This is a genomic window from Mariniradius sediminis (genome assembly GCF_021491425.1).
Lineage (GTDB): Bacteria > Bacteroidota > Bacteroidia > Cytophagales > Cyclobacteriaceae > Mariniradius > Mariniradius saccharolyticus.
This window is the reverse complement of sequence record NZ_JAKEVZ010000001.1, coordinates 527,051-544,430: the sequence shown is the minus strand read 5'-3', so window position 1 is coordinate 544,430 and position 17,380 is coordinate 527,051. Positions and strand designations below refer to the sequence as shown.

General features: G+C 45.4%; 17 protein-coding genes. 6 read left to right on the top strand and 11 right to left on the bottom strand.

The window, feature by feature from the left end:
- Positions 1 to 40: 40 nt before the first annotated feature.
- The 7 genes from L0U89_RS02470 to L0U89_RS02440 all read right to left on the bottom strand — a co-directional run bounded on the left by L0U89_RS02470 (position 41) and on the right by L0U89_RS02440 (position 8,212).
- Positions 41 to 1,603 carry a glycerol-3-phosphate dehydrogenase/oxidase gene (locus tag L0U89_RS02470; RefSeq protein WP_234860060.1) on the bottom strand — a complete coding sequence of 521 codons (1,563 nt, stop codon included), beginning with the start codon at positions 1,601 to 1,603 and terminating at the stop codon, positions 41 to 43.
- A gap of 198 nt (positions 1,604 to 1,801) precedes the next feature.
- Complete coding sequence (locus tag L0U89_RS02465; RefSeq protein WP_369413233.1) at positions 1,802 to 2,305, bottom strand: SixA phosphatase family protein; 504 nt, start codon at positions 2,303 to 2,305, stop codon at positions 1,802 to 1,804.
- An 83-nt stretch (positions 2,306 to 2,388) separates the two neighbouring features.
- Positions 2,389 to 3,123 (bottom strand): RluA family pseudouridine synthase, encoded by a 735-nt coding sequence (locus tag L0U89_RS02460; RefSeq protein WP_234860059.1) that lies wholly within the window; start codon positions 3,121 to 3,123, stop codon positions 2,389 to 2,391.
- A 95-nt stretch (positions 3,124 to 3,218) separates the two neighbouring features.
- Complete coding sequence (locus tag L0U89_RS02455) at positions 3,219 to 4,799, bottom strand: peptide chain release factor 3 (RefSeq protein WP_234860058.1); 1,581 nt, start codon at positions 4,797 to 4,799, stop codon at positions 3,219 to 3,221.
- Between the two features lie 104 nt (positions 4,800 to 4,903).
- Positions 4,904 to 6,154 carry a sensor histidine kinase gene (locus L0U89_RS02450; protein WP_008631361.1) on the bottom strand — a complete coding sequence of 417 codons (1,251 nt, stop codon included), beginning with the start codon at positions 6,152 to 6,154 and terminating at the stop codon, positions 4,904 to 4,906.
- Positions 6,155 to 6,543: 389 nt separating this feature from the next.
- A complete protein-coding gene (gene lipA, locus L0U89_RS02445) occupies positions 6,544 to 7,422 on the bottom strand; it encodes a lipoyl synthase (RefSeq protein WP_234860057.1) in 879 nt (292 codons plus the stop codon).
- A 58-nt stretch (positions 7,423 to 7,480) separates the two neighbouring features.
- A complete protein-coding gene (locus L0U89_RS02440) occupies positions 7,481 to 8,212 on the bottom strand; it encodes a hypothetical protein (protein ID WP_234860056.1) in 732 nt (243 codons plus the stop codon).
- A 227-nt stretch (positions 8,213 to 8,439) separates the two neighbouring features.
- On the opposite strand from L0U89_RS02440, the gene L0U89_RS02435 reads away from it, so the two are divergent.
- From L0U89_RS02435 to sdaAA, 4 genes are all read left to right on the top strand, one after another.
- The gene (locus tag L0U89_RS02435; RefSeq protein ID WP_234860120.1) at positions 8,440 to 8,988 is read left to right on the top strand and encodes an RNA polymerase sigma factor; all 549 of its coding nucleotides are present in this window, start codon (positions 8,440 to 8,442) and stop codon (positions 8,986 to 8,988) included.
- Positions 8,969 to 10,297 carry an outer membrane beta-barrel protein gene (locus L0U89_RS02430; RefSeq protein WP_234860055.1) on the top strand — a complete coding sequence of 443 codons (1,329 nt, stop codon included), beginning with the start codon at positions 8,969 to 8,971 and terminating at the stop codon, positions 10,295 to 10,297. Before L0U89_RS02435 ends, L0U89_RS02430 begins: the two co-directional genes overlap by 20 nt.
- A 12-nt stretch (positions 10,298 to 10,309) precedes the next feature.
- Positions 10,310 to 11,263 carry an FKBP-type peptidyl-prolyl cis-trans isomerase gene (locus L0U89_RS02425; RefSeq protein WP_234860054.1) on the top strand — a complete coding sequence of 318 codons (954 nt, stop codon included), beginning with the start codon at positions 10,310 to 10,312 and terminating at the stop codon, positions 11,261 to 11,263.
- 93 nt (positions 11,264 to 11,356) lie between these two features.
- Complete coding sequence (gene sdaAA, locus L0U89_RS02420) at positions 11,357 to 12,265, top strand: L-serine ammonia-lyase, iron-sulfur-dependent, subunit alpha (RefSeq protein ID WP_234860053.1); 909 nt, start codon at positions 11,357 to 11,359, stop codon at positions 12,263 to 12,265.
- Here the strand turns inward: sdaAA and L0U89_RS02415 are convergent.
- The 4 genes from L0U89_RS02415 to L0U89_RS02400 all read right to left on the bottom strand — a co-directional run bounded on the left by L0U89_RS02415 (position 12,254) and on the right by L0U89_RS02400 (position 15,677).
- Entirely contained in the window at positions 12,254 to 12,712 is a 459-nt protein-coding gene (locus L0U89_RS02415) for a hypothetical protein (RefSeq protein ID WP_234860052.1), read from the bottom strand. The two genes, sdaAA and L0U89_RS02415, sit on opposite strands and share 12 nt — an antisense overlap.
- On the bottom strand, positions 12,709 to 13,632 hold the full coding sequence (locus L0U89_RS02410) for a calcium/sodium antiporter (RefSeq protein WP_234860051.1): 924 nt from the start codon (positions 13,630 to 13,632) through the stop codon (positions 12,709 to 12,711). The genes L0U89_RS02415 and L0U89_RS02410 overlap by 4 nt, the downstream gene beginning before the upstream one ends.
- Positions 13,633 to 13,635: 3 nt before the next feature.
- Positions 13,636 to 14,286: a uracil phosphoribosyltransferase gene (gene upp, locus L0U89_RS02405; RefSeq protein ID WP_234860050.1), complete on the bottom strand. Its 651-nt coding sequence runs from the start codon at positions 14,284 to 14,286 to the stop codon at positions 13,636 to 13,638.
- A 113-nt stretch (positions 14,287 to 14,399) separates the two neighbouring features.
- Complete coding sequence (locus tag L0U89_RS02400; RefSeq protein WP_234860049.1) at positions 14,400 to 15,677, bottom strand: OmpA family protein; 1,278 nt, start codon at positions 15,675 to 15,677, stop codon at positions 14,400 to 14,402.
- Between the two features lie 168 nt (positions 15,678 to 15,845).
- Here L0U89_RS02400 and L0U89_RS02395 point away from each other — a divergent pair, with 168 nt between their 5' ends.
- Positions 15,846 to 16,754, top strand: coding sequence for an aminopeptidase (locus tag L0U89_RS02395; protein WP_234860048.1), 909 nt, complete (start codon positions 15,846 to 15,848; stop codon positions 16,752 to 16,754).
- Between the two features lie 90 nt (positions 16,755 to 16,844).
- The gene (gene hpt, locus L0U89_RS02390) at positions 16,845 to 17,372 is read left to right on the top strand and encodes a hypoxanthine phosphoribosyltransferase (protein WP_008631319.1); all 528 of its coding nucleotides are present in this window, start codon (positions 16,845 to 16,847) and stop codon (positions 17,370 to 17,372) included.
- Positions 17,373 to 17,380 lie beyond the last annotated feature (8 nt).

Below are 17,380 nucleotides of genomic sequence, written 5' to 3'. Positions count from 1 at the left end.
TTTTTGATTCAAAAACAAAAGCTATTGAAGCGCAGCCATTCTAGATGATGTATTTGCTGGATACCTTTTCAAAATCAGCCAACTGTCCTGATATCCATTCAGCATCTTTTCCGATCTCATTTGCCATAATCCGGGCAACTTTTGGCGCCATGGCCTTTGCTGCTTTGGCATCCAGCAATAGTACCCTAAATCGCCTTGAAAGCACGTCTTCAAGCTTTGCTGGCATTTCGTTCCTTACGATCCAAACAACTTCCGCAGCAGTATAGGGGTGATCGGGATGCAGCCGTTCTGCCAATTCCGGTTTGTCCTTCATCATGGCCCGAATATGGTCCGCATCCGAACCGTACACGGACAAGGGACCTTGTTCGGGCTTGGCCACGTAGCCGTGGAGTTTGATATCAGCGGACTTGCTCGGCTGTATGGATATGCCTGTCACCTTTGGAAAATGCTTGACCGTATCCTCTCCCATTTGCCTGAAAGTCGTCCACTTTCCTCCCGTAATCGTCACCAGCTTGGAGTCAGACACGATAACCTTATGCGTACGTGAAATCTCCTTGGTTTTGGCACCGTCTTCCTTCGGTGCAGCCAATGGCCTCAGCCCCGCAAAAACGGACAATACATCGGCTCGGGTCGGCTTTTTTGCCAAATATGCCTGTGCGGTCTCCAACACAAAATCAATCTCCTTTTCCAAAGCTTCAGGTTCAAGCTGAGGCTTGTCCTTGAGCGTATCGGTGGTCCCAACCACCAACTTTCCATGCCATGGAACCGCAAACAGTACCCTTCCATCCGAAGTCTTGGGAATCATCAGGGCATCTTTCCCCCCCAAGAATGACTGGTCAAAAACCAAGTGTATGCCTTGGCTCGGCTGTATGCTTTTCCGCGCACCGGAATTGTCCATTTTTAGAATCTTGTCAGCAAAGACACCCGTAGCATTGACGACCATTTTGGACTTGACCTGTAAATGGTTGTCATCAATCTGGTCCACAAATCTGACGCCGCTGATCGTGCCATTTTCATCTTTCAAAAGGTCAGTGACTTTGGCGTAGTTGAGTACGCAGCCTCCCATTTCGGTGCAAGTTTGGGCCAAGGCAACTATCATCCGCGCGTCATCAAACTGCCCATCGTGATAGACGACGCCACCTTTCAGACCTCCCTGTTTGATCTGCGGGAGCCTGTTGATGGTTTCTGACTTTCCAATGAACCTGGATTTGCCCAATCTCCATTTACCTGCCATCCAATCGTAAATCTTCAAGCCGACGCTATATTGGACACGGTCAAACCATGAATAAATCGGAATGATAAATGGCTGATTGTTTGTCAGGTGGGGAGCATTGGCAAGGAGCCTTCCCCTTTCCTTAAGAGCTTCCAAAACTAGGAGAATATCGCCCTGTGCCAGGTAACGTACACCACCGTGAAGCAGCTTTGTACTGCGGCTAGAGGTGCCCTTGGCAAAATCTGATTTGTCCAACACCACCACGGATAGTCCCCTTGACAAGGCGTCAAGTGCGACTCCAAAGCCAGATGAACCTCCTCCTACCACCACTAGGTCCCAAATTTTATCCTGATTGCTTTTTAGAATGTCCAGATTTGAAGACCTGTTCATAAAGAAAAATTTTTTCTTTCTAAGGTAAATCAAAAATCAGCCAAATGAAAGTTGACAAGGATCAGATGCAGGATGTTTTTTGTGATGCCATAAATGCCAGTGAATCCTCGCCCACAAAGCAAAAAGGCCAGTGAATCCAGCAAAAAAAATATTCGGAAGACTCAGAAAAGAAATAAGCGGAACTCCGGAAAGTCTGCCTCAATAGTCCTTGTAAACTTTTCTCCGCACCGACGACCTACCATCCGAATCCAGTACCACCTCAAAAATAAAATCATATTCGATGTCCTGTAGTTCGGGATACTTTTCCCCTTCGCGGACAAAATAATTCGCCACATGCGGAATCGTGTTGCTGTGTCCCACAACCAGGATATTTCCTTCCCGGCTTCTCAATTCCTTTACCAAAGCATCATGTTCCTTCGAATCATAGACCTCGATTTCGAGTCCCAATGCACTTGAAAGCGGTTTGGCGGTGGCTTTTGTACGGATCGTATTGGTGCTAAAAATGTGGCGAATATCGCTTGTCTCCAGGATTTGGGCGAGTTTCTTCGCCCTCACTGTACCGGCCACACTCAATTCCGGATCATCGCCTACCAGCTGTTTCTCCGCATGCCGAACAAGAAAGATAGTTTTTGGCTGCTGCTTAGGTTGGCACGCAGCCACAGCCAAAATCAAGAAACTCAATAAAATCAGTTTTCTCATCATTCGCTTATTCCACAATTTAAACGTGCCTCTACCCGACGACGCTCAGTCTCAAATTTCCCGTCTAGTGTCTCATGTCTATCTCCTTACCCGCTGTAGCTGTTATCCACATGCTGATCGCTTGTCTTGAGCGGTTCCAGATCAAGATATTGCTCCCAAAACTGCTCCTCGGGAAGCGCAGCTCTCAGATAAAGCTTTTCTTTTTTGATCGGGTGCACAAAGACCAAGTGGAAGGCATGCAGGTTGATACTGCCATCGGGATTGGGCTTATCAAATCCATATTTCACGTCTCCCCGTATCGGGCAGCCCATCGATGCGAGCTGCACGCGGATTTGGTGGGGACGCCCGGATATCGGACGGACTTCGAGCAGCCAGTGGTCATTCAATTTGCCTAGGGCCTTGTAATTCAATTCGGCCTTTTGGGAACCAGGAACTTCGCGTTCGTGCGCCGTCACTACATTCTTGCTTTCATCTTTGGTCAGCCAATGGGTCAACTTACCGACCTCTTCTTTCGGCCTCTTCTTCACGATCGCCCAATAAACCTTGTGGATATCCCGCTTGCGAAACAGTTCCATCATGCGCTCGAGTCCTTTCGAAGTCCGGGCAAAAACCACCAAACCACTCACGGGTCTATCCAAACGGTGTACCGGATGGAGAAACACGTCACCGGGCTTGTTGTATTTTCGGGCAATATAGTCCTTGCAGTAATCCGTCAAGGTCTTGTCACCAGTTTGGTCGCCTTGTACCAAAATTCCAGCAGCCTTATTGACCACCAAGAGGTGGTTGTCTTCATAGACGACTGAAAAGGGTTTCTTCTTCATTTCTTTTTTTGTTTATCCTTCCGCACGATTCCAAAATTTCTCCTTGTCGACAGGCGTCCTCAGGAATTTCTCTACTACTTTTCTGTCAATCAGCCTCAAAACTCTGAGGTAAAATGGAACTCAATTTCGGGATAGTTATCCTGCACCATCTGCAGCCAAGCACGGGACTCGGCCATAAACACCAGCTTGTCATCCTTGTCCCTGGCGATGTGTCGGCTTTTTGAACGCACAAATTCATCCAACTGCTTCTTGTCGGTGCTACTGATCCAGCATGCTTTGTACAAGTTCATCGGCGCAAATTCGACCGAGGCATTGTACTCGTTTTTGAGCCTGAATTGGATGACTTCGAATTGAAGTTGTCCGACGGTACCGACAACTTTTCTGTTGCCGATTTCATAGCTGAAATACTGGGCTACCCCCTCTTCCATGAGTTGTCGCAGGCCCTTTTCAAGCTGCTTGGTCTTCATGGCGTCCTTGTTGATGACCTCTTTGAAAATCTCCGGCGAAAAGCTCGGGATTCCCTTGAAAGTCATATTTTCTCCCTCCGTCAAGGTATCCCCAATCTTTAGATTGCCTGTATCATACAAGCCAACAATATCGCCGGGGAAAGCCTCATCGATGATTTCACGGTCCTGGGCCATGAATTGGGTCACGTTGGAGAAGCGCAGGGGCTTGGGTCCTCGGACGTGGTTGTAGGGCTTGTTCCTTTCAAACTTGCCTGAGCAAATCCTCAAAAACGCAATCCTGTTCCGATGGTTGGGATCCATATTGGCATGGATCTTAAACACAAAACCCGAAAACTTGGGCTCCTCAGGCTTCACTTCCCGCTCTTCGGTAAACCTGCTCTTTGGCGTCGGAGCTATGCGGATGAAGGTGTCCAACATTTCGTTTACGCCGAAATTATTGACGGCCGAGCCAAAGAACACCGGAGCGACCTTTCCGTCCAAGTATTCATTGACATCGAATTCCGGATAGACTCCCTCGATCAGTTCGACATCATCACGGAGTTGGTTGGCATTGGAAGTACCGATAAGTTCATCGAGTTTCTTGTCTGCCAGGTCTTCGATGACGATGCGGTCGTCACTGAGTTTGCGCTGACTTGGCGTGAAGAGGTTCAGTTTTTTTTCGTAAAGATTGTATACACCTTTGAAACCCTTGCCCATTCCAATCGGCCAAGACAATGGACGTACGTTGATGTTGAGTTTTTCTTCTACCTCATCCAGCAAGTCGTAAGGATCCCTGCCTTCGCGATCCAGTTTGTTGATAAAACAAATCACGGGCGTATTGCGCATGCGGCAGACTTCCATCAACTTTTCAGTTTGAATCTCGACGCCTTTGACGCAATCGATGACCATGATTACGGAATCCACTGCTGTCAACGTCCTGTAGGTATCTTCCGCAAAATCCTGGTGACCTGGTGTATCCAACAGGTTGATTTTGACTCCTTGGTACTCGAATCCCATCACTGAAGTCGCCACCGAAATACCCCTTTGCTTTTCGATTTCCATCCAGTCCGACTTGGTGGCGGTATCGATCTTGTTGGACTTTACCGCGCCGGCCGTTTGGATCGCTCCTCCAAAAAGCAAAAGCTTTTCTGTAAGCGTGGTTTTACCGGCATCGGGGTGGGCAATGATGGCGAAAGTGCGTCTTTTTTTGATTTCTTGACTCAGACTCATGGAGACAGGTGCTTCATTTTCAGCCTGCAAAGGTACGCTTTTAATTCCTAGAAAGTTAACTGGGCTGGGAATAAATGAATCGTGGCAAGCCTTTCGTGCAGAAATCAGGAAGCTCCAACACCTTGGTTGACAAAATCTTCCCTCCTGAATCCCGTCAGGCCGTCCTTGCTCGCATGCAAAATTATCCGGAAAGTAGTCCCTACACCAAGCTCGGATTGCTTCACGAAAACCTTCCCTTTGTGGTACCCTTCGATGATCCTTTTGGCCAAAGTCAAACCCAAGCCCCAGCCTCTTTTTCGGGTGGTGAATCCAGGAGTAAAAACCTTCTTAAAAAGCTGCTTTTCCATTCCCTTGCCCGTATCGGAAATATCCACCACGACATATTTCTCACTTTCTTTGATGATATCAATGTCGATTTTCCCCTGCCCCTTCATGGCGTCCACCGCGTTTTTGCAGATATTTTCGATGACCCATTCAAAAAGCGGCTTGTTCATCATCGCCTCAATGTTTTTCACATCGCTGTTGATACGGATTTCGACTTTGGACGAAATCCGCGGGCGTAGGTAGTTGACCGCTTCGTCGATCACAAGGAAAAGGTTCTCAGGTTGAATCGCCGGCGCACTCCCTATCGAACTGAACCGTTCGGTGACCATCCTTAACTTGACCACGTCTTTGTCCATTTCCTGAATGACCTCTTTGTTTTCTTCCCAAACGGGCGAATTTCGAAGATAATCTATCCAAGCCATGAGGGATGCAATCGGCGTACCCAACTGGTGCGCGGTTTCCTTGGTGAGTCCGGCCCACACGCGATTTTGTTCTGCTTCCTTGGATTGGTTGAAGACGATGTAGGCCAAAACGCCAAAAACCAATATCACCGACAGCTGCACATAGGGATAAAAACGCAGCGAATTCAATAACTCCGAATTCCGGTAATAGACAAAAACCTGTGCCTCGGTGACCGGAATCGGCTCGTATTGCGATTTCATCTTTTCCAATTCCCGGCGCAATACCTTTTGCTGTTCCTCCTCATCGGCATTTTTCCTAAAGGAGATATTACGGTGCTCGATAGGATTCCCGTCTGCGTCTGCCACAATGACGGGAATAGAGTTGTTTTGTTGGATGATTTCCTGGTTGACAAAGCTCAGGTTTTCGGTGTTGGAGTAGGCGTATTCCCAGGCTTTGGCCAAGAGTTCTATTTGTCTCTTTTCTCGGTCTTTCAGCTCTTCGACCAAGATGTTAGTGTAGAAAATAGATCCGAATCCAATAATCACGGCACTGATGAAGACAATCCATTTGAATCGACTTCTGTTGTGGTAAAAATCAAGAATGGAGATTTCCTGCAATTTGTTCTTCATGGAAATTAGATCAAGATCGAAATAGAGAACTCATTTTACGCACGGATATTATCTGCATGACAAAATAAGTTCCCGAATTTCCTTGGCTAGAATTCGCCCTGCTGTTGACCAGTTGAACCAAAAATATACAATATTGTGGGCAGTAGCGATATTGGATTGGAAATAATAGATGGCAGGAAATGGGTAGAAAAGTCCAATGGTCTTTCGCCCAGCAGGGGGTTTTTCAAATGAACCTGTGGACCCTTTGAAATACGGCCACGCGTGGATTGCCTTTCCTAAGCTCCAATCAGGAATTACTCAGGTGATGTCTTTCTTCGAGCTTCATGACCTTTTGAAAAAAATTCGAACTGCTCCTTAACAAAAATGCCCGGTCTCCCAGGCGTTTTTGTTTACACATTCACATGTCTCTCTGCATGGTAGGAGGACCGTACCAGGGGTCCTGATTCCACGTATTTGATTCCTCTTTTGAGTCCTTCCTCTTTGTAATGGGCAAACAAATCGGGATGAATAAATTCCGCCACTTCAATATGCATTTTGGTCGGCTGCAGGTATTGTCCCAAGGTCAAGATGTCACAGCCATGAGCCGCCAGGTCATCCATCGCTTTGTAAACCTCGTCTTTGGTTTCGCCCAAGCCAAGCATTATCCCTGTCTTTGTCCTTTTTCCGTATTCCTTGGTCAGTTTGATCTGTTCCAGGGAACGTGAGTACTTAGCCTGAGGCCTTACACGTCTGTAAAGACTTTCGACGGTTTCCATGTTGTGTGAAACCACTTCCTGGCCACCACTGATCATCCGGTAAAGCGCATCCCAGTTTGCTTTCACATCTGGAATCAAAGTTTCAATGGTCGTAATTGGTGACATTTCTTTTGTCAAGACCACGGTCTGATACCAAATTTCGGCACCTCTATCCCGTAATTCATCACGGTTTACCGAGGTGATTACGGCATGCTTTACCCCCATCAATTTGATGGCTTCGGCAACCCTTCGCGGTTCGTCGGTATCATATTCCGGCGGCCGACCTGTTGCTACTGCGCAGAAAGAACAGGAACGCGTGCACACGTTGCCGAGTATCATGAAAGTCGCCGTACCTGCACCCCAACATTCACCCATGTTCGGACAATTGCCACTCTCGCAAATGGTATGAAGTTTATGTTCGTCAACGAGTTTTCGGACCTTGGCGTATTCTTTGCCAACAGGAAGTTTTACCCTCAACCAATCAGGTTTCTTTCTCTTTGCCGTTTCCTCCGAAATTACTGGTAGCTCAATCATCTTGGTAGATTTTGGACGTGAAATTAAAGCCAATCCCCCACTTTACCCAATGCGGTGGCTATTTCCTGAAGCCGTAAAAAAATGTGAAGTAGACGGATTGGAACAGCTGCCTATTGTCGGTGGTAGGCATGAGCACAATTTCCCTGTTAAAACCCTCAAATTGGTAGCCAAGTTCCACGGCCGTTACGTTGGATTTAAAAACACCGAACTCAAAGTTGATGGCCGCCTTTGCATTCAACCCAAAAGCAATTTCGGATTGGCCCAAACCCTCAAAGACCCGTCCGGGTCCGAGGATATTGAAACGGCTTTGATTGACTTCAGGATCATATTGCATGCGGACGGTCTCTACACGGCTGATGGCGTATTCGATGTAGTATGGTGCGATTATTCCCAAGGAAGGCCCAATTGCGCCCAAAAGCGAAACCTGCACTCCCTGCTGGGGTGCTTTTTTGAATACAATTAGTTCCCGACCATAATAGGGCCGTATAGAATAGAGATAGTTGGACTTACCGAAAATAAAGGAATTACCCAAAATACTCTGGTACCTGACCTCCTTTGGATGCTTTACATTTGCAAGGTCGAGGCCAAAAAACTGAAACTTGTCCTCATCCATGCGGTAGCCGAGTTTGAGGGAAAACCCACCAATCAATCCACCGTTGGTGTTCTTATTGATTCCAAAAAGTACCTCTTTGTCGTATTCATAATCGCCTGCTTCCTGCCTCTGCGCAAATGCGGCTACAGTGATGAAGGACAGGAAAAACGCAAAAAGGGATTTCAAAATATGGGTCATAGCTTATCGACTATATCAAACGCCCAAGCGGGAACTTTGTTTAAATCAAATATAAAAGTAAATCTTTATGCCGTTGATAAAAAGTTTAAGGATGTGATTTATGGATTTCACTGCTGATCCATGACCAACATCGAATTGGCAAAAAGTCTTAAAGAGAAATATTTTTCTCTGATTGTAGCATTTCCTAAATCAGATACGTCTTGAAAGCAGATGACGCGCCGATAGCTTTGGAAAAAGCACTGATCCAAAAAGCAAAAGATGGAGACAAAAAATCTATAGAGTTGCTTTATAAGCAGTTCTATGGCTTTGCCATGAGCGTAGCTTTGCGGTATTCCAACTCCCGGGACGAAGCCTGCGAGATCGTCAACGATAGCTTCATGAAGGCTTTTGACAGAATCAAGCAGTACCAAACTGAAAATTCCTTTAAAGGATGGTTTCGGAGGATCATCGTCAACACATCAATTGACTATTACAGAAAAAACAGTCGGTATGCATCCATCATGGATATCGATAAAGCCGAATCCGAGTCGTACAGCCCTGATATCATCGAGCAACTCACGTTTGAGGATATTCTAGGACTCATCAGAAGTCTTCCCGAAATACTTCGGATTGTATTCAACCTCTACGAAATCGAGGGATATGACCACAACGAAATCGGCGAAAAACTCGGAATTCCTGCCAGTACCTCTAGAACCTATCTGGCACGTTCGAAAAAGAAACTGAGAGAGAAAGTTCTGGAAATCAACCATATCAGAGATGAAGGAGCCATTCGATAAAAAACTTACACAGAAAATCCGCGACTCGTTTGACGGTCACGAGGAACCATTTGACCCCAAAGAATGGGAAAAGTTTTCACATGCCTATTTTGGGAAATCGAGAAAACCGTTTGCAGCTTGGGTGTTTTGGACCGGAGGAATAGCCGCTTCCCTGCTCTTTATAGCCCTGGTTTGGAATCCATTTACATCTACTAAAACCGAAGAGATTATTGAGGTGCCATTGGCCTACAATCCCGAAGAAGTAACACCTTCGCCAGCGTATGACTCAAAAAATGAACTCCAAGGTCTATCTTCCTCGAAACTGAAGGAAGAAGCCGAAACATTACAAAAACCCCCATCGGTTGCAAGCGAACTGAAAGAAATAGAACCCTTGCCTTCAACGCTGAAGAAAGAACAAGATTTCGATCTGATTGCTAATGCAAATGAAGCGAAATCTCGTTCTTCGGATTTGGAAACAAGCTCACCTTTGAAAACCAGCCCAGATGGGACGCAAACTTTGGCAGCGGCGCAACAAATCGTACTTCCCTCACAAACTCTCGAACAGCCCGTAGCCGCACAGATTGAAAATGCCCAGCAGCAAATCAATTCCTGGTTAGCGGAAGCAGGGAGTGTCGCGGAAAAGGAAGACAGCGATGATAAAACAAAAAAACCTTTGAAGCTTGGCGTCCTGATGGCACCACAAAACATCTCCAATTCGACGCAAAATATTAATTTTGGCGCCGGTGTAATGTCGGAGATTCCGTTTTCCAAACGACTTCGACTCGATGTGGGTATTGGATATGCACAGCAAAACCTGGTCCCAGACCAAAATGGAGGGGGCAGGTACTTTAGCTCGGATGTGGCATCCGTTGAAAACGCAAAAGCCAATTTATTTGCAGGCAATTATATCAATTCGACTGCCGAATTGAGCTTTGGGCAAATCGAGATTCCGCTGAACATGAAATATTCTGTCATTCAAAAGAAATCCGCGGATTTCTACGTGGTTTCGGGCCTTTCCAACATGTTTTATGTGAACCAAGAAAAAACAACTACGTTTAACACCGTCGCATTCGGTGGGAATTCCTTGAACTCGGCATCCCAATCTTTGAATTCCAGTCGCATTTCGGAATCACCCGCAGGTTCAGAAAACCAAATGGATGTAGGCCAGCTCATCAATTTGGGAATGGGATTTGAACAAAACCTAAAAAACGGCACCTCGATATCCTTCGAGCCGTTCTACAAGTTTACCGTCGGGGATCAGACCTTCGCCAACCAGCGTTTTGCTATCGGCGGCATCAACCTCAGAATGAATTTCCAACTTAAAAAATAACTATTACTACAAATGAAGAGATTATTAGGATTACCAGTTTTGTTCACCCTTTTTGCCTTAGGATCGTGTTTCCCAACACTGGAAGATGACCTGAACCAAGTAATCGAGCGGGACGACAGATTGCTCAAAGAATACCTTCAGCGCAACAACCTTACCCCGATCGAAACACAACTGGGATATTACTACTCCAAAGACTCGGAAAACCCAACCGGAACACAGATTACAAACGGTGACATCGTCGGGGCATACTATGAGATTCGTACGATTGATGGTCAGCTTATCGAATCCTATTTGGACGAGAGCAAACCGGCACGTTTGTATAGGCATTTGGAAGGAGGTCTGATACCAAGGGCAATCAACTTTGCATCGGGATTGGCAAAAACAGGCGAGTCGTTTACGCTTTACATACCGTCTTACTTAGCTTATCAGGATTACAGCTACCAGCAACTCATCCTTCCAAATTCAAACTTGGTCGTGAAGGTTAAATATGTGGCTAAGTTCAGCGAAACCGAATTGCGGTCTTATGAAGACGGCCTGATCAGAGCCTACCTTGAAACAAGTGAGTTGACTGGCTATGAAAGGTCAGAAGACGGCATTTTCATCAAAACTTTGTCGGAGGGTGCTGCGGAAGGAGCGGCATCTGATGACGGAAAAGTCGTCCGTATTCAGTTCAAACTCACTTATGTGGGATCGGAAACAGCCATCCTTGAATCCACTGCAGCTTCGCCGACAGATATTACAGTTGGCACAAGCTCCAACCTTAAGTTCCTAAATTTGACCCTCAAGGGGATTAAAAAAGATTCCGAATACGAAATTATCGTACCCTCCCATTTAGGGTTTGCTCAATCACCACAGGTGTTCCCGTTTGTGATAAGGCGGGATCTCTTTGACAAAGGCTTCGTGACACAGGTGGTCAGGCCCTATGAACCAATCTACTTCAAATTCAAGGTCATGGAAATACGATAACAAGGCAAAAATCATCCCCGTCCAGAACAGACGGGGATTTTTGTTTTATCTCATTCTTTGCCCAATTTTGCCACACATAAACCCAAATGTCCCATGAGTTTTCTTTTTGATAGTTTTAAAGCCTGGAAGACATACTGCGAAGCCAAGCACCGATCCTTACATCAAGTGGTGCTGGATTATGAAGTGAGTCAAAAAAATGCAACCGAAGACCAAATATGGGCCGGTTTATTTCGGGCCTACACGGTCATGAGAGATGCGGTAGAAACGGGTTTGAGGGAAGAAATGAGCTCCCGCTCAGGAATGATCAACAATGGGGCGAAAAAAGTCTTCCGACACCCGGTTTCCGTGCTTTCGCCCGAGTTCCAAAAGCTGATTTCCCGGGCGTTGGCTGCCAAAGAGGTTAATTCCTGCATGGGGAGAGTTGTAGCGGCTCCAACCGCGGGTGCGTCTGGAATCCTACCGGGCACCCTTTATACCCTTCAGGAAATCCATCAACTTCCGGATCACAAAATTCTGGAGGGAATGTTGGTTGCGGCGGGGATAGCATTGATCATCGAGCAAAAGGCAAGCCTAGCCGGTGCTGTCGGAGGATGCCAAGCAGAGACTGGTTCTGCGGCGGCAATGGCGGCGGGTGCCATCGTGTACTGCTTGGATGGCGATATTGATCAGGTTTTCAATGCGGTCGCGATTACGATCCAATGCATGCTTGGCTTGGTGTGTGACCCGGTAGCAGGCTTGGTTGAGGTTCCATGCGTGGTTAGAAATGCAAGCGCGGCAGCCATCGCAAACAGTTCCGCCCAAATCGCACTCGCAGGAGTCGGAGCTGTGATTCCTGTAGACGAGTGTATCGAAGCGATGGGCGAAATAGGCGCTAGCATGGAAAGCAGGTATAAAGAAACGGCCATGGGGGGCTTAGCTGCAACCTTGACGGGGCAGGAGATTTCCAAAAGGGTTTTGATTCAGGATATTGAGCTATTACCAGACGAAAACTTACCCGAATAAATCCCTGAATATCGGAATTGACAGCATCCAATTAATTGAGCTCCCAAATATCAACGCCCAAAACAAGGCGCTCACAAACATGTAAATAAAAATCTTATCCTTTTTCACGTTGAATGCAGTCATCACTATTGTCCCTCCAATCGGGGTAAGCACCAAGGGCGTGATCACTGCAATGCCGATTGCTCCAAATTTCCTCCAAACCCTTACGATCCTTCTCGTCCTTGGACTGAAACGTTTCCTTTTTGGTGTCATTTTCAAGTCCCAATAGGATTTGACCCATTCTCCCGCAAAGGTCATCACCGCCACTGATGTCATCATTCCCGATACGGTTACCACAACTATTTCCAACAACGAAAAACCTGCAGCAGCGCCCAAAGCTGGTCCTGAAATGAATTTGAACAGACTGGCAAAATAAATAGCGAAAAACTTCAATGCATACTCCGTCATAAGATAGAATAAACATAAAGACCATAAAGTATCAATAATCCGCCTCCTTCCCATCTCACAATCCCATGCTTTGATTTCAATGCAGGAAATAGCACCAGCGAAAGACCCAACATCCAAATAAAATCTTTCTGAATGAATGCCTGAGAAACCTGAATCGGCTGAATCAAACTAGTCAGACCTATGATGGACAAAATGTTGAATATGTTGCTGCCGAGAATATTGCCGACCGCCAAGTCCGTTTTTTTGTCGATTGCTGCAATAAGAGAAGTCACTAACTCAGGCAAGCTTGTTCCGATCGCCACGATCGTCACCCCAATCACCCGCTCACTCACTCCAAAAGTCTGCGAAATCGTAACGGCATTATTCACAAGAAGTTCGGAACCAAAATACAAGCCGATAATCCCTAGAATCAATAATGAAAATCCTTTCCAGAGAGGTTGGGACACCACTTCGGTTAAATCAACACCATTTGGACCCAGTCTCAATTTCAATATAAAATAGAGGTTGACGCCAATCAATAAAAGGAAAAAAACGGCCCCTTCGAGACGGGATATCGTACCATTTAATGAAACCAGAAAGAATAACAAAGAGCTTATCAGCATTACCAGATAATCCAACTTCAAAACTGATGGGTGAACAGCAATCGGATAGACAATCGCACTAATACCTAAAATCAAGGAAATATTGGAAATATTGGAGCCAATCACATTACCCAAAGCTAGGTCACTGCTTCCCTTTAGTGCAGCATTTATACTCACTAACAACTCTGGCGCAGAAGTGCCAAAAGCCACCACCGTAAGTCCTATCAGACCTGGGCTCATACCAAACCGCAAAGCCAAAGAGGACGCTCCATCAACCAAGAACTTGCCTCCAATGAGTAAAATCCCCAATCCCAGGATTAAGTAAAAATACAGGGCCATGGGTTATCTCTTTTCGCCAAAACTCAGGTCACCAGCATCCCCCAGGCCTGGAATTACAAATGACTGACTGTTCAATCGCTCATCAATTGAACCGACCCAAATTTCAAAAGGAATCTTTATTTCTTTATTGAGATACTCGATGCCTTCCGGCGCTGCTATTACACTGCAAATATGAAGTTTGCCAGGCTTTTCTTTGGAAAATAAGTTCTTGACAGTTTTGGCAAAAGACTTGCCCGTTGCGAGCATCGGGTCAATTATGATGACTTCACGCCCTTCCAAATTTGGGGCAGCTTGGTATAAGTAGTCCACTTCAATTTGTCGACTATGGCCCGACTCCTCCTTTCGATATGCCCCTATGAACCCACAATCAGCATTGTCAAAAAAATTGGAAAAACCTTGATAAAATGGCAAAGCAGCCCGCAAAACAGTAATCAAGACTGGCTGTTCGACAATCAAGTGAGTCGATTTGGACCCCAAAGGTGTCATAACATCCATTGGTTTGAACCGCATGGTTTTCGAAATCTCATACGCCATTATTTCGCCCAATCTCTCTAGGTTTCTCCTAAACCGCATTCGATCTGATTGAATATGCCGATCTCTAAGTTGGGCAAGGAAATGATTGGCGACTGAATTCACTTGATCTAAAACAAACATATGTTCTTGGTCTTGGGCTCCAATTGGCAGGAGCATAAATGAAAATAACAGAAGATTGCGACAAAAAAAAGCCCGAGATAACATCCCGGGCTTCTATTATTTTTTGGTTTAATCTATTTCACTTCGAAGCTAGCTCTTCTAGCCAACTGACGTGCATCTGCAGACTTCTTATCCACACTTGTATCTTCTCCGTAGCCTTTGTAAGACAGCCTTGACGCGTCGATACCTGCTGAGATCAAAAGATCATACACTGCCTTTGCCCTTCTTTCAGACAACTTCATGTTGTAGTCTTCAGGACCCAATTCGTCAGCATACCCTTTCACTTCAAGCTTCACTCCAGGGTTTCTCTTCAGGAAGTTAGATACATAATTTACCGCTGAGGCAGAGAATCCAAGTGGCTTAGCGCTGTCAAACGCGTAGTAAACGTTGATATAATTCTCGTTGATAGCCTTCTTGAAGTAATCGACTTCTTCTTTTGTTTGCTCAATTGGGCAACCATTGTTTGAAGCTGGACCTGGAGCAAATGGACACTTATCCAAGTGATCAGGAATACCATCGCCATCAGAATCGATAGTTCTACCAGAAGAATCAACTCTTGCACCTGCTGGCGTATTAGGCTCTTTATCCAAATAATCAGGAATACCGTCGCCATCAGAATCTTTCAACATGTCCTTGATTTCACCGATTTGTTGAGCTAACTCAGCTTTGGTGGCATACTTGTCTGCTTCAACATACCAGTCAGCATGGGTTGAACCCTTGCCCAAATAGAATGTCAGACCCAAAGTACCGGTCCACCAAGTTCCGTTGGTGCCGTAGAATCCGTTGTCTGTAGAAGGCTGCAAATTAGTGTTGCCATCGAAAGTGACAGTTTGTCTACCATTGAGGATAGTGCTGATATCACCTGTCAAAGCCACTCTTTCGCCAAGTTTAACTTGTCCGGTTAGACCAGTAATGATGTTGTACACATTATCATCTCCTGGAAGGGCCCTTGGATTATCGTGGCTCACGCGGCCAAATCCCGCGCCCAAGTGACCAAGTAAGTTCACGCGACGAGTGAAAGATTCCCACTTCATAATCCTTCCCAAGTTTGCTACACCTTGAAGATTGAGTCTGTAGTAGCTTGAGGAGAAAGTAGGAGTGCCGGATGCTTCACTGAATGAACCGAAGCCGTAATCCAGTTTCGCGCCAAATTTATCATTGAACATATATCTGACACCAAAGTCAACATGTCCAAGATTCAGCGTAGGTGAGAAATATCCGGGTGACAATGGAGCCATTGGCTTGTTGAATCCACCATTGACCTCTAATGACCATTTGTTGAAGCTATCTTGGGCATTCACCGCAAGCGCTACACAACCTGCCATAATTGTTGATAGTAATATTTTTTTCATAATAAAAAATTTTTTCCGTTTAGATTTTTAGTGTTTAATTGATTTGACTGCAAATTTATAAACTTTTAACTATTCACAAATGTATAGTAATATTTTAAATCTCTATCAAAATTATTACCAATTTTAATCTGAATTGTGTTTTCACTTAGATTACCGGTACATTCAAAGATGGATTTATTGAATAAACTATTAAATATCCAAAGTGTTTCTGGCGACGAATCACCGATGACCGAGTTTTTGATCCAATACGTCGAGAAACGGAAAAAAAGCTGGAAGGTTAAGCCTGAAATGTTTTTTGGCGAAAAATTTCACGATTGTCTTCTTCTCAAATTCGGAAAACCTAGGACTGCGGTTTTTGCTCACCTAGATACGATTGGATTCACGGTCAGATATGAAGATCAACTAGTTCCAATTGGCGGACCAGAAGCAGACGTTGGGACAAGCTTGGTTGGAAACGATAGGCTTTGGCCGATATGTTGTAAAATAAAGGAATCAGAAGAGGTCATCAGGCATGATTTCCCCCGTGCGATAGAGCGAGGAACGCGCCTGTCATTCGAACAAAACATTCGGATAGACGGGGAATTTATCAAAGCAGCTTACCTTGACAACAGGTTGGGGATATACAATTGCCTGAAACTTTGCGAGGAAATTACCGACGGATGGATCGTTTTTTCGACATATGAAGAACATGGAGGAGGTAGTATGCCCTTTCTTCTCAATTTTATCCAGGCAACTGCGCCAATCAGCCAAGCACTTATCTCGGACATTACTTGGATTACCGAGGGTATTTGCCACCATCAAGGAGTGGTGATCTCACTCCGTGACAAAATGATCCCGAGAAAAAAGTTTCTGGACAGGATCGTTGCTTTGGCTGAACAAAGTGGAGTTCGATTTCAACTCGAGGTAGAGGGGATCGGTGGAAGTGATGGACGCGAGGTTCAACTTTCTCCATATGCAATCGACTGGTGTTTTATAGGTGCCGCAGAAGACAATGTGCATTCTCCCAATGAAATCGTGTCATTGGCTGATATTGACGCCATGGTTGCACTTTATCTTTATTTAATGGCGCATTTGTAAGTATTCCAGTCAAGCCAGAATGTGGGTCACATAATTTATATATATTTGCAGAGCCCTTTTTGACCTAGAAGGGCTTTTTTGTTGCAAGACATGATCCAAATCAAGGACAAAGAATTCATCTCTTATATTAGTGAGGAAATGCTACTGCAGCGTGTCCGAGAAATGGGTGGTAAAATCTCAAGGGATTTTGAAGGCCAATCACCAGTGCTGCTTGGGGTCTTAAACGGATCATTTATGTTCCTCGCCGATTTGGCAAAATCCATATCGATACCTGTAGAGATCTGTTTCCTCAAAATCAGCTCCTACCAAGGCACCAATTCCACGGGCAAGGTGAAGGACATGTCAAGTTTGGATATAGATTTGAAAGACCGCCCAGCTATCATCGTGGAAGATATTGTCGATACGGGACTTAGTATGAATTACTTGCTGGGAAAAATCAAAAAACTTGGACCCAAAAGTGTCAGCATTGCCACACTTTTGACCAAACCCGATGCCTTGCAACATCCCGTCAAAGTCGATTACGTAGGATTCGAAATACCCAATAAGTTTGTAGTCGGATACGGGCTGGACTATGACGGCTATGGGCGAAATTTGCCAGCCATTTACCAATTGAAATGATTTAAAAC